A 21,765-nucleotide genomic window follows, 5' to 3' on the forward strand; every position below is an offset into this window, starting at 1 on the left:
CAATGGCCGAGGGCGTGCCCCCGGCCATTTTGATTAGAGTGTGCTTCCCATCAGGTGCCCAGAAGCTTGGCTTTCTGCGCCGCAAACTCCTCATCCGTCAGAACGCCTTTTTCCTTGAGCGCGGCAAGCCGTTCCAGCTCATCCGCAGCAGATACTGTGGCTACCGAGCGGATATAGTCCTTTTGCGCCTGTTCGATCTGGCTCATGGCCTCGGCATTGTGCTGGTGCATCTTGTCGCCGCGGATGATCAAGTAAGCCAGAACGCCCATCCATGGAATCAGGATGACAAAGGCGATCCAGACTGCCTTTCCACCGCCACTTAGGTCCTTGGATCGGAAGACATCGGCCACAACCGAAATCATCACCCAGAACCAGGCCACCATCAGGAACAGCCAGAAGATTGACCAGACTATGTCGAAGAAACCGATGCCGTTGTCCATTTGTCATCCAACCCTTTGCGAATGCCTAAGAATATTCATATTCAGATAACATGGACTGTAGCAGACAGTTTGCCGGTTGGTTAGTGTCAATTCTCTGATGGTTTTACTACGCTACGCCAAGCTGGGTAATTCAATGACCGTTAGAAGATAGGCCAGCACAGCTTGAATGCCGAATATCCCAAAGATGTAGTATGAAAACAGCCGCTTGCGGGTTTTGTGTCTGAAAATCCACCGCCCCAGCAATGCGCCTGGACTGCCGCCCAGCGCCGCTAACCACAATAGGTTTCGTTCCGGGATACGCCTTTTCCGCCGTCTTGCCCGCAGCTTATCCCAGCCAAAGGCAAGCAAAGTCAGGGTGTTGACGACCCACAGATAAATCACCGCAATCCACATGGTGGACGGATACCCAAACAATGTTGTGCGTCCAAGTGAAAAATATCTTGGTTTTTTCACGGAATCAGCGCATCGTGAAAAACGAGGAGAAAATTTCACCAAACTTCGGAGCGTTCAGTGAACAGCCAAGCCCCGCACAGCGCCACACTCGGAGCCGATCTTCGGGCTTTGCGTAAGGCGCGTGGGTTGACGCTGACCGAGATCGCTGCACGTCTGGGTCGTTCTGTTGGTTGGCTTAGCCAAGTCGAGCGCGACAAGTCCGACCCCTCAATTTCCGACCTGCGCCAGATTGCCGAATGTCTGGGCGTGCCGATGTCGATGCTGTTCGCGCATTCCTCCGCTCCGGCAGATGAGCAGGGGTATGTGGTGCGCGCCGGAACGCGCCGCCCGATGGGGTCCGGTGAGGAAGGGTTGATCGAAGAACTGCTGTCGCCCGATCTGACCGATGATTTCGAAATGGTGCATTCCACATTCAAGCCCCGATCGAAAATGCAAACCCCGGCCAACCGACCAACGCAGGAGGTTGGGTACATGGTGTCAGGGCGGTTGGAACTGACGATCAGTGGGCGCCAGTTTTCGGTCGGCCCCGGCGACAGCTTTCGGATCAAACATGAACCCTATCAATGGTCGAACCCCTATGATGAGCCCGCAGTGGCCATCTGGGTTATCGCTCCGCCGGTGTACTGATGAGCTTTGAAGCCTGGACCATATTCGCGCTGTTTTGGGTGGTGTTCGTCACCACGCCGGGGCCGAACGCGGTCAATTGCATTTCAAACGGGATGAGCCTGCCGTTTCCCAAAGCGATGCTGGGCGTGCTGGCGATTCTAACGCAGGCCAGCACGTTTCTTGTCCTGTCAGCGCTGGGTGTGACCGCGTTGATCGCAGCATCTCCAACCGGGTTTTTTATCGCCAAACTGGTAGGGGCAGGGTTCCTGATCTGGGTTGGGGTTCGCGGCTGGATGAATGCCACGCGCCCGGCCCCGGCAAGTGAACGACCCGCGCGCCATGTGTATCTGCACGCACTGGCGGTCGCTACGATCAATCCTAAAAGCGTGGCAGGGTACCTCGCTGCCTTTTCCCAGTTTGTGCAGCCTGATGTTCCGATCTGGCAGCAGATGGTCGTCATCATGCCTACGGCGCTGATCATCACCACGCTCAGCTACACCGGGTTCACCGTGTTGGGCGCGCTGATGGGCAAGGCTGCGCTGGGAGCGGTTTTCAACACTTGGGTGCGTCGTGTCATGGCCGCCTGTTTCATCATCTATGGCGTGTTGCTGGGGGCCAGCTCCACGCCCACAGCAAAGGGGTAGTCACATGCGAACCGGTTCTTGCCTCTGCGGCGCTGTCGCATTCACGATTGACGGAGAGTTGTCTCCGCCTTCGGCCTGCCACTGTGGCCAGTGCCGAAAACAGTCCGGCCATGTTTGGTCTTCGACCTGGACACATCAGGATAACTTGAGCTTCACCGCCAGCGATACGCTTACGTGGTTCCGCGCTTCGGACACCGCCCGCCGCGGTTTCTGCTGTTCCTGCGGCTCGTTCCTCTTCTGGCAGCACAATGACGAGGACACGATTTCGATTTCCATGGGGGCTTTCGATACGCCCACCGGATTACAGCTCGCCCAGCACATCTTTGTGGCCGACAAGGGCGATTATTACGACATCACAGACGATCTGCCCCAACGGGCACAGTAACAAGGATCAAGACCAATGAGCGATTTTCCGACAAAAGCCCGCGTGGTTGTTATCGGTGGCGGTGTGGTGGGGGCCTCCTCGCTGTATCATCTGGCCAAGAAGGGCTGGACCGACTGTGTCCTGCTGGAAAAGAACGAATTGACCGCTGGCTCGACTTGGCACGCGGCGGGTAACGTTCCGACGTTCTCGAATTCATGGGCGATCATGAACATGCAGCGGTACTCGACCGAGCTGTATTCGCGTCTGGGCGAAGAGGTCGACTATCCGATGAACTACCACGTTTCAGGCTCGATCCGTCTGGCGCACAGCAAGGAGCGGATGCAAGAGTTCGAACACGCCATGGCGATGGGACGCTATCAAGGCATCCCGATGGAGATGTGGACCCCGGAAGAAGCGAAAGAGCGCTATCCTTTCCTAGAGACGCACGATCTTGAAGGCGTTCTGTACGATCCCACCGATGGTGATATTGATCCGGCGCAGCTGACACAGGCACTGGCCAAGGGTGCCCGTGATATGGGCCAGAAGATCATCCGCTTTTGCCCGGCAACTGGCGTCACCCAGCACGACGACGGAACCTGGACCGTTCACACGGACAAGGGTGACATCGACTGTGACTACGTGGTGAACGCGGCCGGCTACTACGCACAGCGCGTGGGGGAGTGGTTCAAGCCCTTCGGCGGTCGTACCGTTCCCGCAATGGTCATGAGCCACCAGTACCTGCTGACGGACGAAGTTCCAGAAATTGAAGAATGGTCCAAAGCGAACGGTGGTAAGAAACTGCCACTGCTGCGCGACGTGGATATCTCGTACTACCTGCGGCAGGAAAAGAATGGCTTCAACCTTGGTCCGTATGAGCCCAACTGCAAGGGCCACTGGATGACCGAAGACGACGCTATGCCCGAGGATTTCTCGTTCCAGCTGTGGAACGATGATCTGGACCGCATCGAGGATATCGTCACCGACGCGATGGAGCGGGTTCCGCTGATGGCGACCTCGGGCGTTGGCCGTGTCATCAATGGCCCGATCCCCTATGCACCGGATGGCCTGCCGCTGATCGGCCCGATGCCGGGTGTGAAAAACGCGTTCGAGGCACATACATTCACCTTCGGCATCGCTCAGGGCGGTGGTGCAGGCAAGGTGCTGGCCGAATGGATCGTCGATGGCGCGACCGAGTGGGACATGTGGGCCGTCGATCCGCGCCGCTACACCGACTACACAGATCAGGACTATTGCAACCAGAAAGGTCTGGAGGTTTATGGCAACGAATACGCCATGCACTTCCCCCATCACGAATGGCCTGCCGCACGCGACAAGAAACTGTCGCCGGTGCATGACAAGGTCAAAGCGCTGGGCGGCGTGATGGGTGCCTATAACGGATGGGAGCGGGCCAACTGGTTCGCGAAGCCGGGCGATGACACGTCGCTTGATGCAACCCATACTTGGGGTCGGTCCGGCCCGTGGGAGCAGCGGATCCAAGAAGAATGCGAGGCCGTGCGAGACCATTGTGGCGTACTAGATCTGCCAGGCTTCTCGCGCTTCATGGTCAAGGGAGAGGGCGCCGCAGAGGCGTTGCGCGGTCTCGCAACCGGAGGGCTGCCAAAGGTCGGCCGGATGAACCTCATCTATGTCTCTGACGACCGTGGCCGCATACTGACCGAGATGTCCTGCATCCGTCTGGGCGAGGACGAATTCGTTATGATCACCGCCGCAACTGCGCAATGGCATGACCGTGACATCCTGATGAACGCAATGCCTGCCAGTGTGTCGATCGAGGACGTGACCACAACACGCGACACTCTGATCGTCACGGGCCCGAAATCGCGCGAGATCCTGTCGAACCTGACAGATGCCGATCTGACCACTGGTTGGCTGACCCACCAGTCCGCCACGGTTGCAGGCCAGCCCGCCTACCTGATTCGCGTCTCCTTTGCCGGTGAACTGGGATGGGAAGTGCACGCCCTGAACGAGCATATGCCTGCGATCTATGACGCAATCGTCGACGCTGGTGCCAAGCCGTTCGGGATGTATGCCCTGAACTCACTGCGTATCGAAAAAGGCTATCGGGCATGGAAGGGCGACCTGTCGACCGACTACTCTCTGCTGGAAGGCGGGCTGGAGCGGTTCGTCAAACTCGACAAGCCGCAGGACTTCCCCGGCAAGGCCGCGATCCTGAACGAAAAGCAACAGGGCGTGAAAAAGGCCTTTGTCACCATTACAGTGGATGCAGGAGACTGCGACGCGCCCTACATGTCCTGCATCTGGCAGAACGGCGAGATCGTGGGCGAGACCACTTCGGGCGCATGGGGTTACCGCGTCGGCAAGTCCATCGCGCTGGGCATGATCAAGGCCGAGCTTGCCAACCCCGGCACCGAGCTTGAAGTCGAAATCTACGGCCAAAAGTGCCGCGCCGTGGTAGAGCAGGATCAGCCGCTTTGGGATCCCGAGAACGAGCGGTTGCGCGCTTAACTTCTCACGGAGACCGCCATGAGCAAACGATACGCCAAACTGGGACCCGGTGAGGGTCCCAACTATGACTGGGAAAATGACCACACCTTTGTGAAAGTGTCTGGTCAGGACACCGATGGCGCATACACGCTTATGGAAGATAATCTGAAGGCCAGCTTCGCGCTTGGCCTTCATCGCCATGATACCCACGCCGAGACCTTCTACTTTCTGGAAGGCGCGGTGGATTTCTACGTTGATGGCGACTGGCATCGCTGCACTCCGGGCACAACCATGCATGTCCCGCCCGGAGTACCCCATGCGTGTCGTGTCGCCGATGGCGCGCCCGCCAGAATGCTGATGATCTTTCAGCCCTCGGGGTTCGACGGGTTTCTGGCTGAACTGGCAAAAATGACCGAGGCTGACTTTGCAGATGAGGCGAAAATGGCCGAGCTGAACGCGCGTTACGACATTGTGCCGATGGGGCCGGTTCCAGCCCATCCGGAAGACAGGGTCTAAAGATGACCACGCCCACGAAAATGTCCGGGGTTTACCTGACGCGCCATGGCGGTCCCGAAGCGCTGGAATGGCGCGAGGATATTCCGGTTCCAACGCCCGGACCGGGGCAGGTTCTGGTTCGGGTCGCGGCCGCAGGGGTAAACAACACCGACATCAATACACGGGTCGGCTGGTATTCCTCGGACGTGACCGGGGCAACGGACGCCGTTGATCAGGATGTTGATGCCGGAGGCTGGGGAGGCGCGTTGGCGTTTCCGCGCATTCAGGGCGGCGATCTATGTGGGATAGTCGAATTGTCAGGGCAAGAGACTGGGTTTCAAGCCGGGCAACGGGTGACCTGCCCGATCAACTTGCCACGCCCACGTCCCGGCAATCCGACAGGCTTTATCGCATTAGGCTCTGAAATCGACGGAGCGTTTGCGCAATACTGTCTGGTTCAGGCCGACGACCTGTATGACGTGACGGCCTCACACCTGTCAGATGTCGAAATCGCCGCCATCCCCTGTGCATTTGGCACGGCTGAGAACCTGTTAACCCGTGCTGGCGTGACCGCTGGGCATAAGGTGCTGATTACCGGTGCCTCGGGTGGCGTGGGCCTTGCCGCCGTGCAACTGGCGGCGCTTCGCGGGGCGACGGTTTGGGGCGTTACGAGTTCAGCCAAGGCTGAGGTGGTCAAAGCGCAGGGGGCCGTGGACACCTTTGACCGCAACGCGCCGCTGCCCAAGGACATGTTCGACGTCGTGATCGACGTTGTCGGAGGCCCGGCTTGGCCCGGCCTGATCCTGGCCCTGAAACCCGGCGGTCATTATGCCGTTTCCGGGGCAATCGCAGGACCAATCGTTTCGGCCGACCTGCGTGAGATCTACCTGCGCGACATCACGATTCACGGCTGCACACATCAGGCATTTGAAGTCTTTGGCCGCCTTGTCGAGATGATGAATGCGGGCCGCATCAAGCCTTTGGTTTCCAGGACCTATCCACTAAGAGACATCGCCAAGGCGCAAGAGGACTTCCAGTCCAAGGCGCTGCCGGGAAAACTCGTTCTGATTCCTTAGGAAGGTTGGCAAATGGCAGAAATTACGCTTCTGGATGGCTCGATTGGGCAAGAACTGGTCAAACGCAGTGGGGACAAACCCACCCCGCTGTGGTCGACGCGCGTAATGATCGACCATCCCGAATTGGTGCAAGAGGTCCACGCCGAATACTTCCGCCGTGGCGCAACGGTTGCCACGACCAATACTTACGCGGTCCATCGTTCTCGGTTGGAGCGCCTGGGCATGGAAGGCCAACTGCCCGAGCTGATCCATGCTGCGGTTACTCAGGCGAACCGGGCGCGAAAGGACAGTTCCGGTCGCATCGCTGGCGCGCTGGGCCCTTTGCTGGCGTCTTATCGTCCCGATCTGAAACCCGACGTGGAAGACGCTGCGAAAAAATTTGCCGAGTTGGTTAACCTCATGTCCGATCACGTTGATCTTTTCCTGATCGAAACCGTGTCCTCGGTGCAAGAGGCCGAAGGGGCTTTGCGTGGTACAAAGGATGCGGGTAAGCCGGTCTGGCTGGCTCTGTCGGTCATGGACGATGATGGATCGCGCCTGCGATCCGGAGAACCGCTTGGAGATATTGCGCCCCTTGTTGAGCAATTCTCCCCTGACGCGGTTCTGATCAACTGTTCGCGCCCCGAGGCCATTCCTGCTGCGCTTGAGGTCATAGCCACGCTGGGCCGGCCATTTGGGGCTTATGCCAACGGGTTTACTGGAATTACCCAGGATTTTCTGAAGGACGCCCCAACAGTAGACGCTTTGGAACAACGCCACGATCTGGGGCCCGAGGCTTACGCCGATCATGCCATGGAATGGGTAGCGCAGGGGGCAACGATTGTTGGCGGATGCTGCGAAGTCGGACCGGATCACATAGAGGTCCTTGCCGATCGATTGCGGTCCTCTGGACACCGGATTGTCTGAGAGGAACGTGATGCCATCGCCGTCGAACATCCCGGCTTCTAACGCGCAGCGACATTTCGACATCGTTGTCGCGCCGGGCTATGTGCTGCTGGAACTGGCGTCATTGGTTGAGGTGCTGCGGCTGGCCAACCGCGTTTGCCCGAGCCCGCCATTCACCTACGCCTATCGCTCTCTGAGGGGTGGCCCGGTCGCTAGCAGCAGCGAGGCAACGATCCAGACCGAGCGCATTCCGTCGCAGCCCAACGCGGACTATTTGTTTGTCATCGGAAATTCCGACCCCGATCATCCTGATCTGTCGCTGGGGCGTGTTGTGTCGGATTATACTTTCCGCGGTGCACAGGTCTTTTTGCTGTCCGAAGCTGCAAGCCGCTATATCGACGAGCAGGGGACCGAGGACATGTCGACCCACTGGGAAAACGCGTCCTTCCTGCGTGAGCGTCGCGCCCAGTTCGAGGCCAAACTGTCGATTGCAACGGAACAGGGCGCCGTGGTGACCTGCGCCGGGATGGAGGCGACAACCGATGTCGCGCTGGCCGTGATCGGGCGCCACATATCTGGGCCAACCAGAATGACCGTGGCCGATATTATGCTGCACGAAAATATCCGGGACTTTTCCTCGCTTCAGCCCTTTTCCGGGTCAAAAACCACGGCAACCGGCGACGCCAAGCTGGACCAGTGCATCAAGGTGATGCAGGCCAATATCGAAGACCCGCTGCCGATTAACGAAATCGTCGAAGCGCTAAAGCTTTCGAACCGATCGCTGGAACGGAAGTTCAAGAACTATTTCGGAACCACACCAAACGGCTTTTACCGCGAAATGCGGCTGGCCAAGGCCAATAACCTGTTGCTGAACACAACGATGAGCGTGCGCGAAATCGGACTAGCCTGCGGGTTTCCCAACGGTTTCTCGTCGGTCTACAAAAGCTTTTTCGGCGTGACACCCTTTGTGCTGCGACGTGAAAAACGGCAAGTCAAACAACGTTGATTTTTGCAAATGGGCTGACGTTTTTCGTGCATTCTGTGTCGCTCTTTCGTGTCATTTTGGGTGGAAACTCATAAAGCGGAATCATGAGAATGGCTGATCTTCCAAACAAGGCCCGTGTTGTCATTATCGGTGGCGGTGTCATCGGATGTTCGGTGGCGTATCACCTGACCAAGAAAGGCTGGAAAGACGTTGTCCTGCTGGAGCGTAAGCAGCTGACCAGCGGCACGACCTGGCATGCGGCGGGTCTGATCGCTCAGCTGCGCGCAACGGCGAACATGACAAAGCTGGCGAAATACAGCCAGGAACTCTATGGCTCGCTCGAAGAAGAAACCGGTGTGGCCACAGGCTTTAAACGCTGTGGATCAATCACTGTTGCGCTAACCGAAGAGCGCAAAGAAGAGATCTACCGTCAGGCGGCCATGGCGCGCGCTTTCGGCGTCGAGGTCGAAGAAATCGAGAATGAACGTGTTCAGGAGCTGTATCCCCACATCAACCTCGAAGGCGTGAAGGGTGCTGTTTACTTACCGCTGGATGGTCAGGGTGACCCGGCCAACATTGCCTTAGCGCTGGCAAAGGGCGCCCGTCAGCGTGGCGGTATCGTCAAAGAACGTGTGAAAGTCACCGACATCGTCAAACAAGACCGCAAGGTAACCGGCGTTGACTGGGTCGCAGATGACGGCAGCGCTTCGGGTCATATCGAATGCGACATGGTGGTGAACTGCGCCGGTATGTGGGGGCATCAGGTCGGCCAGATGGCTGGCGTGAACGTGCCGTTGCACGCCTGCGAACACTTCTACATCGTTACCGAAAATATCGACGGTTTGACCCAGTTGCCGGTTCTGCGCGTTCCCGATGAATGCGCGTATTACAAAGAGGACGCAGGCAAAATTCTGTTGGGTGCATTTGAACCGAATGCCAAGCCGTGGGCGATGAACGGCATCCCCGACGCGTTTGAGTTCGACCAACTGCCCGAGGATTTCGACCATTTCGAGCCAATCCTCGAAGCCGCGTGCGAACGTATGCCTATGTTGGCCGAGGCTGGCATCCACACCTTCTTTAACGGGCCCGAGTCTTTTACTCCCGATGACGCCTATCATCTGGGCCTTGCGCCTGAGATGGACAATGTCTGGGTCGCGGCAGGCTTCAACTCGATCGGCATCCAGTCCGCTGGCGGTGCTGGTATGGCGCTGGCCGAATGGATGGACAGCGGTGAAAAACCGTTCGATCTGGGCGACGTTGACATAGGTCGGATGCAACCGTTCCAGGGCAATAAACAGTATTTGTTTGAGCGTTCGAAAGAGACGTTGGGTCTGCTTTACGCCGACCACTTCCCCTATCGCCAAAAGGCCACCGCGCGTGGCGTACGTCGGACGCCGTTCCATCATCATCTGCTGGAACAGGGCGCGGTCATGGGCGAGTTGGCGGGTTGGGAACGTGCCAACTGGTTCGCGAACGAGGGGCAGGAGCGCGAGTACCAGTACAGCTGGAAACGCCAGAACTGGTTCGAGAACTCGGCAGCTGAACACCGTGCGGTGCGCGAGAATGTCGGCATGTACGACATGTCGTCGTTCGGCAAACTCCGCGTTGATGGCCCCGATGCCGAGAAGTTCATGAACTATATCGGCGGCGGCGACTACTCGGTTCCGAATGGTAAGATCGTCTATACTCAGTTCCTCAACCGCACAGGCGGGATTGAGGCGGACGTGACCGTCACCCGCCTGACCGAAACTGCCTTTCTGGTGGTAACACCGGCCGCGACCCGTTTGGCGGACCAGACCTGGATGCAGCGCCATGCGGGTAACTTCAACGTCGTCATCACCGATGTAACGGCGGGCGAGGGCGTTCTAGCCATCATGGGCCCAAATGCGCGTACGCTGCTTGAAAAGGTCTCGCCCAACGATTTCACCAACGCGACCAACCCGTTTGGCACCGCGCAGGATATCGAGATCGGCATGGGTCTGGCTCGAGCCCACCGTGTGACCTATGTCGGTGAGCTTGGTTGGGAAATCTATGTCTCGTCCGACATGGCGGGACATGTGTTCGAAACCCTGCACGAGGCCGGACAGGACATGGGGCTAAAACTATGCGGCATGCATATGATGGACAGCGCCCGGATAGAAAAAGGCTTCCGCCACTTCGGCCACGACATCACATGTGAGGACCATGTGGTCGACGCCGGTCTTGGTTTTGCGGTCAAGGTCGACAAGGGCAGCGATTTCATCGGGCGTGAGGCGGTGATCGCGCGCAAGGAAAGCGGACCACATAATCGCCTGGTTCAGTTCAAGCTGACCGATCCGGAACCGCTGTTGTTCCATAACGAACCGATCATCCGGGACGGCGAGTATGTGGGCTATCTGTCCTCAGGCAACTATGGCCACACGCTGGGCGGTGCGATCGGTCTGGGTTATGTGCCCTGCGAAGGCGAAAAGGCCGCTGACGTTTTGGCCTCGACCTACGAGATCGATGTTTGCGGCGTCAAAGTCAAAGCCGAAGCATCACTCAAGCCGATGTACGATCCAAAATCCGAGCGCGTTAAAGTTTAGCGCCAAGGTTCGACACACGGGGCGCTGCAGCGCCCCGTTTTCTTGGTACATATCAATTTTCTTGATGCGACCGTTCACGGTTTTCGCAGTTTCCAAACCCTCCGGAACAGCCGTATAGACAAACGGTATCACCCGGAGATCCATGATGGCGGACGTCGCAACATCACCCCAGAATGAGGACACGCCAAAAGGATTGGCTCTGGCGGTGACCGCCTACGTTCTATGGGGTTTCCTGCCGCTTTACATGAAAGCTCTGGCGCATATCGGGCCGGTCGAGATCGTGGCGCATCGGATTGTATGGTCGGTGCCTGTGGCCGGGCTGTTGCTGGTGGCGCTAGGGCGAACCGGGGATTTGAAGGCTGCCTTACAAAACCCAAAAATGCTGGGCATGGCCTGTCTGACAGCGGCTTTGATCTCGGTGAATTGGGCCATTTACGTCTGGGCGATTGCCAGCGGCAACGCATTGGACGCAGCGTTGGGCTATTACATCAACCCGCTGTTCAGCATTGCACTAGGGGCAATCCTGTTACGTGAGCCTTTGAATCGTACGCAATTGGCAGCAGTGGGGTTAGCTGCTTTGGGTGTGTTGGTATTGATCGTCGAAGCGGGTCGGTTGCCGTGGGCCGCGCTGGCCCTGACGGTCAGTTGGGGGTTTTATGCTTTCTTCAAACGCTCGCTGCCCATCGGCCCCAATCAGGGCTTTCTGCTAGAGGTTCTGATCCTGCTGATCCCAGCCTTGGTCTACATCACCTGGTTGGGGGCAAAAGGAACCGGCCACTTTGGCGCTGCCGCTGGGGACACCATGCTGCTGGCCTGTGCCGGCATTGTCACCGCTGTTCCGCTGCTGGTCTATGCCAACGGGGCCAAATTGGTGCGGTTGTCCACAATGGGAATCCTGCAGTACATCGCGCCGACGATGATCTTTATCACTGCGATTACCGTGTTCGGGGAACAGATCGATCGGGGCCGGATGATCGCCTTCCCACTGATCTGGGCGGCTTTGGTGGTCTATACGATCCCGATGATCCGTCAGATGCGGGGCCAGCGCTGATGCAATAGGTCGGCCGCGGCCTCCGCCCACAAGCGATAGGCTTTGGGGCTTGGGTGATACCCGTCCGGAGCAGCCAGTGCCGGGTCTTCCGGGAATTCCAAAGACAGGTGCCGGGCTTGCGGGAATGTCGCAGCGGCCTTTTGCAAACCTTGATCCAGCCGGGCCGCCTGTCGCCCCAGCGCCCAAGCCAGCGGCTGGGGCAGGGCCGGAAAACGGTTCATCTGCGGCACAGCGGTAACCACGACACGGCGAACACCCAGTTTGCTCGTTAGATGATCCAGAAGTTGGGTCTGCAAACCCGTGAACTTTTGCCGGGATACTCCACGCGTGACGTCGTTTACACCCAAGGCTGTCACGGCGGCGTCATAGCTGCCTTCAAGGCGGTTCAATCGTTCCAGCGTATCCTGTGTTGTGTGGCCCGTTGTCGCCTCCAGTCGCCACTCCACGCTGTAATGGCGGGCCAACCTCGCCACCAGAAATCCGGACAGCGCCTGCTGCTGTCGCCCAGCCCCCACACCCGCTGCCGAGCTGTCACCAGCGATGAGCAGCCGCAACCGGGGGCCGCGCCCTTCGCGCCCTTTGCGCGGGCCGGACGGTTCGGGCAGTAGCTGAGCGTTACGACGCACGGAAATCGCCTGTGCTGCCAGAACCGGCAACAGTGGGACACGCAATATCTGATCGGCGGCAATCGGGGCAGTCATCGTTAGCTAAGCGCGTTTTTGTATTCGAGGAAGCGGGCGTCTGTCATCACCCGGGCCATCATCGCCTCGCGCAGGGCACCAATGGTTTTGTAGGGGCGCATGACTACTTCGAAGTTTTGGATCAAACCCTCGTCGTTCAACGTGATCAGATCGACGCCGACCGCGTCCAGATCCCCGACCTTGCATTGAAATTCCAACGCCCAATCTTTGCCTTCACCCATAATCCGGCGATAGCGGAAGTCGGAAAACACCTGTCCCACGTGACCCAGAACAGCCGCCACCGGTTCGCGTCCGGTCCAGGTGCTGTAGTAAGTCGGCGGGGAAAACCGGACGTCTTCGGCCAGCAATTCGTGGATCAGGGTTTCATCGCCCTTGGCGACAACGTCTTGCATGCGCGCGATTGTGGGGTGCATGGTCTCTCCTCTGCTTTGGGCCTGAGAGTTGCTGAACCGATCCGTTCAGGCAAGGCCGACGTTGCGGGAACCTACGCCGTGCGATAGGCAGGCGCGCATGAGCGAGACCTATGATCCCCCGAATACGCCGTTGGAAGTGCTGCACGAGGATGCGCAGCTGATCGTGGTGAACAAGCCCTCGGGTCTGTTGTCCGTGCCGGGGCGTGGCGCGCATCTGGCCGATTGCCTGTTGACCCGCGTGCAGGCGGCGTTTCCACAGGCTTTGCTGGTGCATCGGTTGGATCGGGATACATCGGGTGTCATGGTGTTTGCCCAATCACCGCACGCACAGCGACACCTGAGTATGCAGTTTGAAAAGCGCCAGACCCGCAAGACCTATGTTGCGCGTGTTTGGGGGCGCATCGAGCAAAAGTCCGGAACCGTCGATCTGCCGTTGATTGTGGATTGGCCCAACCGTCCGCGCCAGATGGTCTGTCATGAGACTGGAAAACCCGCCGTCACTGACTGGCGGTTCGTGAAATTCGAAGGTGAGACAACGCGCGTCCGATTGTTCCCAAAAACGGGCAGGTCGCATCAGCTGCGCGTTCATATGCTGGCGCTGGGCCACCCTATTCTGGGCGATCCGTTCTACGCCGAGGGAGAAGCGCGCGATTTCCCGCGTCTGATGCTGCATTCTGAGGAACTGCGCTTAAAAAGCCCCGAGGGCGGAGTTTCGATGAAATTCCGCACCCCGGCTGATTTCTGACCTCAGGCCGTGCTTGTCCACAGCATCTTGAGGTTGCCTAGCGAGAACCGCTTGGTCCGTTTGCGCGGTGCGCAGGGCTGACGGGCAGCCATAATTTCACGTTCGATCTCGAACGCGCGTAAAGTGTGATCCTGCGCCCAGCGGTCCAGTTTCAATGTCATCATCACGTGATTGTCGAGGTATGGCATGGTCGACCTCCTTTGGTTTGTTTTCCAAAGATCGCAGATCACTCCTGACACCACCCTGTCAGGGGCGTGTGCTAGTGTGTCAGCAGAATGACTGGAGAACCTTATGCGCCGCTCGACCCGCCTGTTTGAAATCATCCAGATCCTGCGCTCGGCCGATGTGCCTGTGACGGCCGAGGCACTGGCAGAAAAGCTCGAAGTGTCAGCGCGTACTGTCTATCGCGATATCGCCGCTTTGCAGGCACAGCGAACCCCGATCGAGGGTGAAGCCGGAGTGGGATACTTGATGCGGCGGGGATATGACCTGCCACCCTTGAATTTTGACGCTGAAGAGGTCGAGGCGCTGTGGGTCGGGTTGTCGATGCTGGCGCGCACCGGGGATAGCACCCTGCAACAAGCTGCGGACCGTGTTTGCCGCAAGATCGACGCTTTGCGCGCGCCTGCGGATTGGCTGCAAGTCGCCCCATGGGGTGCACCGTTGGATGATCCGGCCAAGGGGTGCGTGCCTGTCGTAAACTATCGCGAGGCCATCCGCTCTGAACGCAAAATTCTCATCACCTATGTGAATGCCCAAGGTGAGCGAACCGAGCGGATCGTCAGGCCCGTCGCCCTTATCTACCACATTGAATGCACGATGTTGGCGGCGTGGTGTGAGCTGAGGAATGGGTTTCGCCATTTTCGTACGGATCGCATTTGGGCCTGCGACGTTACAGACGATCATTTCTGCGGGCAGGGGGAGCCTTTGCGAGCGATCTGGCAAGACCAGAACCAATTGGATCCTGTTGAACGGCGGTAATTTGCCGACTTCACCCGATTGTTGCTTGAGCCTAAGATAAGGTAACGCGATATACTGCGCCAAACAAAGCGGGTCCGGTGAACGGACCCCAGAGCAGAAGGTGAATTCATGACGATTTCCAAGAGTGTTCTTGCCGCTGGGCTGTGTTCGGCCCTGTTTTTGGGGGCCTGTACGGACCCCGGTACGCTGAACTTGCCCTCAGACCCGAACCAGAACACCAAGCAAGGTGCAATTCTCGGCGGCCTGATTGGTGCAGGTGTCGGCGCTATTGCCAATGGATCTGATCCACTTTTGGGGGCCGTGGCAGGCGGTGCAATCGGTGCGGCAGGAGGCGGCCTGATAGGCAACCAACTGGATAGGCAAGCAGCGGAATTGCGTCAGCAACTGGCCAATCAGGGCATCATCGTTACCAACGCTGGCGACCGACTGATTGTGACCGTCCCGAATGATATCACCTTTGACACCGACAGCGCGACCGTGCGCCCGGCACTGCGGGCCGATCTGGTCCGGGTGGGGCAGAATCTGGTGAATTACCCCAACTCGAACGTGCAGGTCATCGGCAATACCGACAGCGACGGCGACGCCGCATATAATCAGGGTCTGTCTGAACGCCGCGCGCGGTCTGTCGCCGATATTCTTCAAGCCAATGGCGTAAGTGGTGCACGCATCTCAACCATCGGCCAGGGCGAAAACCGCCCGATTGCCTCTAACCTGACGCCCGAGGGGAAGGCCCAGAACCGCCGGGTCGACATCGAGATCATTCCGAACGGAAACACATAATGACATGGGCACTTTCGGGTGCCCATTTTTCGCACATTGACTGCGCGTCATCCGGTCTTTGGTGCGTGCGAAAGTTACGCTAGCTATTGGGAAACACCAAAGCGGAGTTTCCCAATGTCTGACCCCATCCTTCTGAGCCTGTCCGGCTCTTTGCGCCAAAGTGCCACCAACCGCAAATTGCTGCGCGAAGCGGCCCGGTTGTTCGAGCCGGGAACGCATATCGAAGCTGATCTGAACCTGCCGCTTTATGATGGTGATCTTGAGGATGGCGAGGGCATTCCTGCCGCAGTGCAAACCTTGTCCGATCAGATCGCGCAGGCTGATGCCGTGATCATTTCGACCCCGGAATATAACAAAGGCCCGTCGGGTGTTCTGAAAAACGCTTTGGACTGGGTCAGTCGAACCGATGGCCGCCCCTGGGCCGACAAACCGGTTGCCGTGATGTCAGCTGCCGCAGGACGCGCAGGTGGCGAGCGGGCGCAGATGGTTCTGCGCGGCTATATGGTTCCGTTCCAGCCTCGTATCCTGCAGGGGCCAGAAATTCATCTGGCCAGCAGCTCGAACGAGTTTGATGAGCAGGGGAAATTGCTGAGCGACCGTTATGAAAGTTCTCTGAGGACACTCATGCAGAAACTGCGGGCTGAGGCTGGGTTCTAAGATCGAGAGGCTGCTTGCCGGCTCTGGTCCGTCTGCATAGTCTGCCGCCATGACTGACGAAATACAGACCGATGTGATGGATCCGGCCCGCGCCTCTGCGCTGCTGGCGGCGCTTGGTTCCCATAAGAAATTCGATGCGGGCGATCACCTGCCGCCGTTCTTTCACCAGCTGTATTTCTGGTCCCCTCAGCCGCCTGCCAGTTTGGGGCGGGACGGGCATCCAAAGGTTGGGGGCGGTCTGATCCCCGATATGGGCTTGCAACGTCGGATGTGGGCCGGGGGACGGTTGCAGTTTCACGCGCCGCTGGTCGCGGGCTCAAAAGCCGTGCGCCGGTCTGTTCTTGAAAGTGCGGCGACAAAAACCGGACGGACGGGACCGCTGGGGTTTGTTACCCTGCGACACGAGATTTCTCAGGACGGTCAATTGTGTCTGAGCGAATGGCAGGATCTGGTCTATCGGCCTGACCCTTCGGGTACTGACATCAAGCCCAAGCCACCTATGGCCCGTACCGATGAAACCGACAGGCGAGACGTCACTTTCGACAGCACGTTTTTGTTCCGATACTCGGCGCTGACCTTCAATGGGCACCGTATCCATTACGATTTGGACTACGCGCGGGATGTCGAAGGCTATGACGGCCTGGTCGTTCATGGCCCTTTGCTGGCACAATTATTGATGCCGTTTGCCGAGGATCTGGCAGGTCCCTTGGCTCAGTTTTCATTTCGCGCGTCATCGCCGCTAATGCACTCTGAGACGGCGACCTTGTGCCGGAATGGCCAAGCGATGTGGGTGCGCGGACCAGATGGGCGGCAATGCATGTCCGCCGAGTTTGTCCCGCGATCAGAGTGATGCTTCGGGTCTGAAGTCACTCGGGATCGCGTCCCGGTTCTCAAGAACCAGATCTGCCATGACCGCGGCCACTTTCGGGGCCATGCCAAAGCCGATCTTGAAGCCACCATTGGCGATGAATTGACCTTTGTGTACCGGGTGCGCGCCCAGCATCGGTGCGCGGCTTTTGCTGCGCGGCCGTACACCTGCCCATCGTTCGATGACCTCTGCGCCATGCAGGACGGGAACGGCCCGCATCGCCCGGTCCAGAACGTCATCCAGAGCTGCATCCGTGCTGGTCGGGTCGTCATAGTCACGCTCAGAGGTCGATCCAATCGCCAATGTCCCGTCCGCATGCGGTATGAAGTGGATCGCGTCCGCAAACAGCTGTGGAACCTTACCCGCATCGAACCGCAACAGAGCCGCCTGTCCCTTAACGCCGTTGCCGACTGTTTTACCAAACGCCTCGCTCAGTTCCTGCAGTCCGACAAGCCCGGTTGCATGGACAACCTGTCCGCGATCTGGTGCGTCGGCTACGACCTCGACGCCAATCACAGCCAATGCCGCAACCAAGGCCGCACAGGCCCGGCGCGGATGCATGCGAGCGCTCAGCGTATCATGGATGACAAAACCGGTAGGACTGGGCGGACACCATGTACCGACCGCGGCTGTTTCGACGACCCACCATTCAGCGCGACCCTGCCACAGTTCCGCTGCTGTGATGGCGCGGGCATGGGCAAGTTCCAGCGTTCGGGTGTCGATGATAGGTTGCAACCGTCCCAGCCGCGCATATCCGGGTGAGACGCCGCCTGTGGCCTCGACCTGTTTCCAGAATGGTTCGGCCATGATCAGGCTGTCGAACTGAAACGCCTTCTTGGCATTCCAGTTTTCAGGCACGTGCGGTGCCAGTGCGCCAACCAGACCACCGCTGGATCCGGCTCCGGGACCAAAAGGGTCGACGATCTGCACCTTTGCGCCACGCCGCGCGCAGGTCCAGGCGATAGACAGGCCGAAAATCCCTGCACCGCGCACCGTCACATCGACCATTGCCATTCCCCTTTACCTTGTTCAGTGTCGCGCCGCTTAGCTACAGGATTCCCCGATGGCAGACCAGCGCGCCGAACTGACATGGACTGAGGATCAGATCCCCGTCTCGGATCGTTTCGACGACCCGTATTATTCGTTGCAGAACGGGCTGGAAGAGACGCGGCATGTGTTTCTGGCGGGTAATGAGCTGCCTGCGCGGTTCGCATCTGGTTTCCACATTGCTGAATTGGGCTTTGGCACCGGCTTGAACATGCTGACTGTCTGGTCAGAGTGGGAGAATTCCGGCCAGACGACGCCCCTGTCCTTTACCAGTTTTGAGGCCTATCCGATGGCACCCGTGGATATGTCCCGAGCGCTGGCAGCCTTTCCTGAACTTGCACCTTGGTCTGACCGGTTCCTTGCGCAATGGGAGGGAGGCACATGTGATTTGGGCACCCTGCGGCTTGAGGTTGTTGAAGGCGATGCACGTCAAACCCTGCAAGAATGGGAAGGTGCCGCCGATGCGTGGTTCTTGGATGGGTTCTCTCCGGCTAAAAACCCCGAATTATGGGGCGCAGACCTGATGCAGCAGGTCGCCGACCACACGGCCACTGGTGGGACGGCGGCGACGTATACAGCCGCCGGGTTCGTGCGACGGGGGCTTGAGGATGCCGGTTTCATAGTTGCACGCGCACCCGGTTATGGCCGCAAGCGCCACATGACCCGCGCTGTCAAATAATGACGCAACAGAACAATACGCGCGCCGGGATTGCGTTGATGATCGGGGCGACCATCGTCTTTGCACTGCAGGACGGTATCTCGCGCCATCTGGCAGGAACCTACAACACCTACATGGTAGTGATGATCCGGTATTGGTTCTTTGCGGCCTTTGTCATCGCTTTGGCCGCACGTGCGCCCGGCGGATTGAAAGCCACCACCCAGACAAGCCAACTTAAGCTGCAAATATTTCGTGGCCTGCTGTTGGCGGCCGAGATCTGCGTCGCTGTGTTCAGTTTCACTGTTCTGGGCCTGATTGACGCGATGGCCGTATTCATCTGCTACCCGTTGTTGATCGCTGCTCTCAGCGGGCCGGTATTGGGCGAACAGGTCGGCTGGCGACGCTGGGCCGCAATCGGCGTTGGGTGCATCGGTGTTCTGATCATCCTGCAGCCCGGTGTAGGGGTCTTTAACCCTTGGGCCATTGTACCGCTGATCTCGGCTTTCATGTTTGCAGTCTATGGTTTGCTGACCCGTTACGTATCCCGCCGGGACAATTCCGCCACCAGCTTTTTCTGGACAGGCGTCAGCGGTGCCGTCGCCATGACGCTCGTGGGAATGTGGTTCTGGGAGCCGATGGCCCAGACGGACTGGGCCTGGATGGCGCTGCTATGCGTGAGCGGCGTTCTGGGGCATTGGTTGCTGATCAAATGCTATGAGATGGCCGAGGCCAGCGCGGTGCAGCCCTTCGCCTATTTCCACCTGGTCTGGAGCGCGATCCTGGGAATCTCGGTCTTTGGTGAAACGCTGCGCCCCGAAGTGGTCATAGGCGCAGCGCTGGTTGTCGCCGCCGGGCTGTTCACCCTATGGCGCGAAAGACGCCAGCGTTGACCCGACCAATTCCTGCGAGAACGGGATCGGCAAGGCAGGTTGGCCAAGCCGGGCGCGATAGACCGGCAGGCTTTCCGACACACGCATCACGTAGTTGCGGGTCTCGCTGAACGGGATCGTCTCAATCCAGTCGACCACGTCGATCTCACCTGCGCGCGGGTCGCCATAGCGATCCATCCACGACATCGGCCGACGTGGACCTGCGTTGTATCCTGCAGCCATCATCACAACGTTTCCGTTGAAATCAGCGGCCAGACCGGACAGGTAATTGGCACCCAGCTTGGCGTTGTATTGCCAGTCCGAAGTCAGCTTGATCGTCTTGTGGCCGCTTAGAATGCCCAATTCCTTGGCAACAAGCTTTGCCGTGGCCGGCATGACCTGCATCAGTCCGCGCGCGCCGGCTCCACTGATCACAACGGGGTCAAACTCGCTTTCCCGACGGGCAATGGCCAGTGTCATTTCCTTGGCCATGGGCAGACCCATGTCGGCCACCGGATGCACCGGGTAATAGGCGGCTGGCAAAACCAAGCCGACTGTTGCAGCGCGTTTGGCAATCATTACGGCCAGATGCGGCTGCTTCAACTCAATCACCAAATCGCCCAACTGATTGGCCTGAACCGGGTCCAGCCCTTCCACCAAATGAGTCAGGAACCGCTCAGACAGGGTGTCTTCGTCAGCCTTCAGCAGCAGTAGCCCGGCTTCCAGTACGCTTGAATTGGAGAACTCAGCTTGTTTCCAATGGGGTGCCCTGCGTGGGTTGGCCAACTCACTATCGAAAGGACGCCCGATCTGCTCTGCCGCCAGCAAGCCGTAGAAAGAGGATTGATAATCTGCACCCATCGCATAAGCGTCATAGGCGTTTTCGGCGTCACCATGGGCCGCATAGGCACGACCCAACCAATACCCGGCGCGTCCTTTCGAGATCGGCGATTTCACCGCGTCCGAGAAGTTCTGGAAATGCCGGATCGCGGTCGCAGGATCATTCAGCTTCCGCAAGGCCAGAAACCCGGAAAGCCACTCCAGATCCGCATAGCCATAGCCCATTTCAGGAGTCATGTGGTGATTGGCTGCAATCTGATAAGCGCGGTTCTGGTCCCCATTTCGCATCTCAAGCCGGGCCAACCGGCGGCGGCCTTCGGCCCATTTGTCAGGCTCCCCCAACGCATCAGGACCGGAAGAACGCGCCAGCATCAAGTCTATCGCGCTGTCGTCCAACTCTTTCCTGTCGCGCCAAACAAACCTGTCAAAAGCCAGTCCCGGAGAATCGATCAGCGATTTCGGAACTGCCGCCACCTTGGTGTCTACACCGGGTTGCCGTTTCTGAAGACCGATCCGCGCCTCAGCCAGTTTGCGCTGATCAGCGCCGACCAGCGGCAGCATCTGACCTGCGCTGACAAGATGATTGTCCCATAGCATCCGGTCCAGGCGTGCGGCGTGATGGGGTTTCAGCAGCTTGCCAAAGTTCTCAAGATAGTCCTTCTGCAGACCAGACCCCATGGGCATGGTCCGCCATGCCGCGACGATATCGGCCTCGGCATCTCCCTGACGACCCTTTGCCTTCAATGCGACTGCATAGTTCAACGCACCCTCTGCGGTTTGCGGCGGCTGTTCGGCATAGAATCTAACAACGCGGTCCGGATCGGCGCCAGTGAAGGCGGGCTCACTTTTACGCCGCAACCAGGCCAGACCAGGCCAGTCTGGTCGACGGTCCAAAAACACCAGAACGTCACCCGAACTGCCAAACCCTTCGCGCAGCCAGTGCCAGACGATGATATCCCGAGACACTGAGCCCCGCGCACCAGACACACGCAGGGCTTCATTCCAGTCCCCCTTGCGCATTTCATTCATACCGGCCCGCAGATCACCTGCGGCGTCGGCCCGCACTTGTGTGCCCGAAATCAGAATTACGACCGTCAAAAACGCCAGAAAGCGTGTCATCCCTTGCATTTCCCAACCAACCAAGGATACAGCCATTCAGGATAAAGCTTGCGCCGTC

24 protein-coding genes are annotated in these 21,765 nt (G+C 58.6%); 17 read left to right on the forward strand and 7 right to left on the reverse strand.

The window, feature by feature from the left end; genetic code table 11:
• Nucleotides 1-50 precede the first annotated feature (50 nt).
• Nucleotides 51-440 carry an SHOCT domain-containing protein gene (locus tag AC2FJF_RS17915; RefSeq protein ID WP_496726582.1) on the reverse strand — a complete coding sequence of 130 codons (390 nt, stop codon included), beginning with the start codon at nucleotides 438-440 and terminating at the stop codon, nucleotides 51-53.
• 111 nt (nucleotides 441-551) lie between these two features.
• Complete coding sequence (locus AC2FJF_RS17920) at nucleotides 552-893, reverse strand: DUF1294 domain-containing protein (RefSeq protein ID WP_496726583.1); 342 nt, start codon at nucleotides 891-893, stop codon at nucleotides 552-554.
• Between the two features lie 57 nt (nucleotides 894-950).
• Between AC2FJF_RS17920 and AC2FJF_RS17925 the strand changes: the two genes are divergently transcribed.
• The 10 genes from AC2FJF_RS17925 to rarD all read left to right on the forward strand — a co-directional run bounded on the left by AC2FJF_RS17925 (nucleotide 951) and on the right by rarD (nucleotide 12,029).
• Nucleotides 951-1,520: a helix-turn-helix domain-containing protein gene (locus tag AC2FJF_RS17925; RefSeq protein ID WP_472724551.1), complete on the forward strand. Its 570-nt coding sequence runs from the start codon at nucleotides 951-953 to the stop codon at nucleotides 1,518-1,520.
• Nucleotides 1,520-2,143, forward strand: a complete 624-nt coding sequence (locus AC2FJF_RS17930) for a LysE family translocator (protein WP_496726584.1) — start codon at nucleotides 1,520-1,522, stop codon at nucleotides 2,141-2,143. Before AC2FJF_RS17925 ends, AC2FJF_RS17930 begins: the two co-directional genes overlap by 1 nt.
• A gap of 4 nt (nucleotides 2,144-2,147) precedes the next feature.
• Complete coding sequence (locus AC2FJF_RS17935; RefSeq protein ID WP_496726585.1) at nucleotides 2,148-2,528, forward strand: GFA family protein; 381 nt, start codon at nucleotides 2,148-2,150, stop codon at nucleotides 2,526-2,528.
• Nucleotides 2,529-2,543: 15 nt separating this feature from the next.
• Entirely contained in the window at nucleotides 2,544-4,994 is a 2,451-nt protein-coding gene (locus AC2FJF_RS17940) for a GcvT family protein (protein ID WP_496726586.1), read from the forward strand.
• A gap of 18 nt (nucleotides 4,995-5,012) precedes the next feature.
• The gene (locus tag AC2FJF_RS17945) at nucleotides 5,013-5,489 is read left to right on the forward strand and encodes a cupin domain-containing protein (protein WP_058279770.1); all 477 of its coding nucleotides are present in this window, start codon (nucleotides 5,013-5,015) and stop codon (nucleotides 5,487-5,489) included.
• Nucleotides 5,490-5,491: 2 nt separating this feature from the next.
• Complete coding sequence (locus AC2FJF_RS17950; protein WP_496726587.1) at nucleotides 5,492-6,544, forward strand: alcohol dehydrogenase family protein; 1,053 nt, start codon at nucleotides 5,492-5,494, stop codon at nucleotides 6,542-6,544.
• A 12-nt stretch (nucleotides 6,545-6,556) separates the two neighbouring features.
• Nucleotides 6,557-7,450 (forward strand): homocysteine S-methyltransferase family protein, encoded by an 894-nt coding sequence (locus tag AC2FJF_RS17955; RefSeq protein ID WP_496726588.1) that lies wholly within the window; start codon nucleotides 6,557-6,559, stop codon nucleotides 7,448-7,450.
• Nucleotides 7,451-7,460: 10 nt separating this feature from the next.
• Nucleotides 7,461-8,435, forward strand: coding sequence for a GlxA family transcriptional regulator (locus tag AC2FJF_RS17960; RefSeq protein ID WP_496726589.1), 975 nt, complete (start codon nucleotides 7,461-7,463; stop codon nucleotides 8,433-8,435).
• An 89-nt stretch (nucleotides 8,436-8,524) separates the two neighbouring features.
• Entirely contained in the window at nucleotides 8,525-10,978 is a 2,454-nt protein-coding gene (locus AC2FJF_RS17965; RefSeq protein ID WP_496726590.1) for a GcvT family protein, read from the forward strand.
• A gap of 145 nt (nucleotides 10,979-11,123) precedes the next feature.
• A complete protein-coding gene (gene rarD / locus AC2FJF_RS17970; RefSeq protein ID WP_108861142.1) occupies nucleotides 11,124-12,029 on the forward strand; it encodes an EamA family transporter RarD in 906 nt (301 codons plus the stop codon).
• Here rarD and AC2FJF_RS17975 read toward each other — a convergent pair.
• The gene (locus AC2FJF_RS17975; protein ID WP_496726591.1) at nucleotides 12,008-12,730 is read right to left on the reverse strand and encodes an SGNH/GDSL hydrolase family protein; all 723 of its coding nucleotides are present in this window, start codon (nucleotides 12,728-12,730) and stop codon (nucleotides 12,008-12,010) included. The genes rarD and AC2FJF_RS17975 overlap by 22 nt on opposite strands.
• Nucleotides 12,731-12,732: 2 nt before the next feature.
• The gene (locus tag AC2FJF_RS17980; RefSeq protein WP_496726592.1) at nucleotides 12,733-13,143 is read right to left on the reverse strand and encodes a nuclear transport factor 2 family protein; all 411 of its coding nucleotides are present in this window, start codon (nucleotides 13,141-13,143) and stop codon (nucleotides 12,733-12,735) included.
• A 97-nt stretch (nucleotides 13,144-13,240) separates the two neighbouring features.
• On the opposite strand from AC2FJF_RS17980, the gene AC2FJF_RS17985 reads away from it, so the two are divergent.
• The gene (locus AC2FJF_RS17985; RefSeq protein WP_496726593.1) at nucleotides 13,241-13,888 is read left to right on the forward strand and encodes an RluA family pseudouridine synthase; all 648 of its coding nucleotides are present in this window, start codon (nucleotides 13,241-13,243) and stop codon (nucleotides 13,886-13,888) included.
• Nucleotides 13,889-13,890: 2 nt separating this feature from the next.
• Here the strand turns inward: AC2FJF_RS17985 and AC2FJF_RS17990 are convergent, their stop codons facing one another.
• Nucleotides 13,891-14,076, reverse strand: coding sequence for a hypothetical protein (locus AC2FJF_RS17990; protein ID WP_058272537.1), 186 nt, complete (start codon nucleotides 14,074-14,076; stop codon nucleotides 13,891-13,893).
• Nucleotides 14,077-14,179: 103 nt separating this feature from the next.
• On the opposite strand from AC2FJF_RS17990, the gene AC2FJF_RS17995 reads away from it, so the two are divergent.
• The 4 genes from AC2FJF_RS17995 to AC2FJF_RS18010 all read left to right on the forward strand — a co-directional run bounded on the left by AC2FJF_RS17995 (nucleotide 14,180) and on the right by AC2FJF_RS18010 (nucleotide 17,156).
• Entirely contained in the window at nucleotides 14,180-14,869 is a 690-nt protein-coding gene (locus AC2FJF_RS17995) for a helix-turn-helix transcriptional regulator (protein WP_496726594.1), read from the forward strand.
• Between the two features lie 108 nt (nucleotides 14,870-14,977).
• A complete protein-coding gene (locus tag AC2FJF_RS18000; RefSeq protein ID WP_496726595.1) occupies nucleotides 14,978-15,649 on the forward strand; it encodes a YiaD family glycine zipper/OmpA-like lipoprotein in 672 nt (223 codons plus the stop codon).
• Between the two features lie 114 nt (nucleotides 15,650-15,763).
• Nucleotides 15,764-16,306, forward strand: a complete 543-nt coding sequence (locus AC2FJF_RS18005; RefSeq protein ID WP_108861149.1) for an NADPH-dependent FMN reductase — start codon at nucleotides 15,764-15,766, stop codon at nucleotides 16,304-16,306.
• A 49-nt stretch (nucleotides 16,307-16,355) separates the two neighbouring features.
• On the forward strand, nucleotides 16,356-17,156 hold the full coding sequence (locus AC2FJF_RS18010; protein ID WP_496726596.1) for an HTD2 family dehydratase: 801 nt from the start codon (nucleotides 16,356-16,358) through the stop codon (nucleotides 17,154-17,156).
• Here the strand turns inward: AC2FJF_RS18010 and AC2FJF_RS18015 are convergent.
• A complete protein-coding gene (locus AC2FJF_RS18015) occupies nucleotides 17,148-18,188 on the reverse strand; it encodes an NAD(P)/FAD-dependent oxidoreductase (protein WP_496726597.1) in 1,041 nt (346 codons plus the stop codon). The genes AC2FJF_RS18010 and AC2FJF_RS18015 overlap by 9 nt on opposite strands.
• 49 nt (nucleotides 18,189-18,237) lie before the next feature.
• Here AC2FJF_RS18015 and mnmC2 point away from each other — a divergent pair, with 49 nt between their 5' ends.
• Together mnmC2 and AC2FJF_RS18025 are read left to right on the forward strand one after the other, a co-directional pair.
• Nucleotides 18,238-18,900 carry a tRNA (5-methylaminomethyl-2-thiouridine)(34)-methyltransferase MnmC2 gene (mnmC2, locus tag AC2FJF_RS18020; RefSeq protein WP_496726598.1) on the forward strand — a complete coding sequence of 221 codons (663 nt, stop codon included), beginning with the start codon at nucleotides 18,238-18,240 and terminating at the stop codon, nucleotides 18,898-18,900.
• The gene (locus tag AC2FJF_RS18025) at nucleotides 18,900-19,769 is read left to right on the forward strand and encodes a DMT family transporter (protein WP_282120289.1); all 870 of its coding nucleotides are present in this window, start codon (nucleotides 18,900-18,902) and stop codon (nucleotides 19,767-19,769) included. Before mnmC2 ends, AC2FJF_RS18025 begins: the two co-directional genes overlap by 1 nt.
• On the opposite strand, the gene AC2FJF_RS18030 is transcribed toward AC2FJF_RS18025, so the two are convergent.
• A complete protein-coding gene (locus AC2FJF_RS18030) occupies nucleotides 19,743-21,707 on the reverse strand; it encodes a lytic transglycosylase domain-containing protein (protein ID WP_496726644.1) in 1,965 nt (654 codons plus the stop codon). The two genes, AC2FJF_RS18025 and AC2FJF_RS18030, sit on opposite strands and share 27 nt — an antisense overlap.
• Nucleotides 21,708-21,765 lie beyond the last annotated feature (58 nt).

The organism is Ruegeria sp. CDSB013 (assembly GCF_059611165.1).

Coding starts and splice junctions, on each gene's coding strand:
- AC2FJF_RS17985 (WP_496726593.1), top strand. CDS start 13,241: ATGAGCGAGACCTATGATCCCCCGAATACGCCGTTGGAAGTGCTGCAC.
- AC2FJF_RS17965 (WP_496726590.1), top strand. CDS start 8,525: ATGGCTGATCTTCCAAACAAGGCCCGTGTTGTCATTATCGGTGGCGGT.
- AC2FJF_RS18015 (WP_496726597.1), bottom strand. CDS start 18,188: ATGGCAATGGTCGATGTGACGGTGCGCGGTGCAGGGATTTTCGGCCTG.
- AC2FJF_RS18030 (WP_496726644.1), bottom strand. CDS start 21,707: ATGACACGCTTTCTGGCGTTTTTGACGGTCGTAATTCTGATTTCGGGC.
- AC2FJF_RS17915 (WP_496726582.1), bottom strand. CDS start 440: ATGGACAACGGCATCGGTTTCTTCGACATAGTCTGGTCAATCTTCTGG.
- AC2FJF_RS17995 (WP_496726594.1), top strand. CDS start 14,180: ATGCGCCGCTCGACCCGCCTGTTTGAAATCATCCAGATCCTGCGCTCG.
- rarD (WP_108861142.1), top strand. CDS start 11,124: ATGGCGGACGTCGCAACATCACCCCAGAATGAGGACACGCCAAAAGGA.
- AC2FJF_RS18025 (WP_282120289.1), top strand. CDS start 18,900: ATGACGCAACAGAACAATACGCGCGCCGGGATTGCGTTGATGATCGGG.
- mnmC2 (WP_496726598.1), top strand. CDS start 18,238: ATGGCAGACCAGCGCGCCGAACTGACATGGACTGAGGATCAGATCCCC.
- AC2FJF_RS17980 (WP_496726592.1), bottom strand. CDS start 13,143: ATGCACCCCACAATCGCGCGCATGCAAGACGTTGTCGCCAAGGGCGAT.
- AC2FJF_RS17990 (WP_058272537.1), bottom strand. CDS start 14,076: ATGCCATACCTCGACAATCACGTGATGATGACATTGAAACTGGACCGC.
- AC2FJF_RS17955 (WP_496726588.1), top strand. CDS start 6,557: ATGGCAGAAATTACGCTTCTGGATGGCTCGATTGGGCAAGAACTGGTC.
- AC2FJF_RS17960 (WP_496726589.1), top strand. CDS start 7,461: ATGCCATCGCCGTCGAACATCCCGGCTTCTAACGCGCAGCGACATTTC.
- AC2FJF_RS17940 (WP_496726586.1), top strand. CDS start 2,544: ATGAGCGATTTTCCGACAAAAGCCCGCGTGGTTGTTATCGGTGGCGGT.
- AC2FJF_RS17950 (WP_496726587.1), top strand. CDS start 5,492: ATGACCACGCCCACGAAAATGTCCGGGGTTTACCTGACGCGCCATGGC.
- AC2FJF_RS17945 (WP_058279770.1), top strand. CDS start 5,013: ATGAGCAAACGATACGCCAAACTGGGACCCGGTGAGGGTCCCAACTAT.
- AC2FJF_RS18000 (WP_496726595.1), top strand. CDS start 14,978: ATGACGATTTCCAAGAGTGTTCTTGCCGCTGGGCTGTGTTCGGCCCTG.
- AC2FJF_RS18010 (WP_496726596.1), top strand. CDS start 16,356: ATGACTGACGAAATACAGACCGATGTGATGGATCCGGCCCGCGCCTCT.
- AC2FJF_RS17975 (WP_496726591.1), bottom strand. CDS start 12,730: ATGACTGCCCCGATTGCCGCCGATCAGATATTGCGTGTCCCACTGTTG.
- AC2FJF_RS17930 (WP_496726584.1), top strand. CDS start 1,520: ATGAGCTTTGAAGCCTGGACCATATTCGCGCTGTTTTGGGTGGTGTTC.
- AC2FJF_RS17935 (WP_496726585.1), top strand. CDS start 2,148: ATGCGAACCGGTTCTTGCCTCTGCGGCGCTGTCGCATTCACGATTGAC.
- AC2FJF_RS18005 (WP_108861149.1), top strand. CDS start 15,764: ATGTCTGACCCCATCCTTCTGAGCCTGTCCGGCTCTTTGCGCCAAAGT.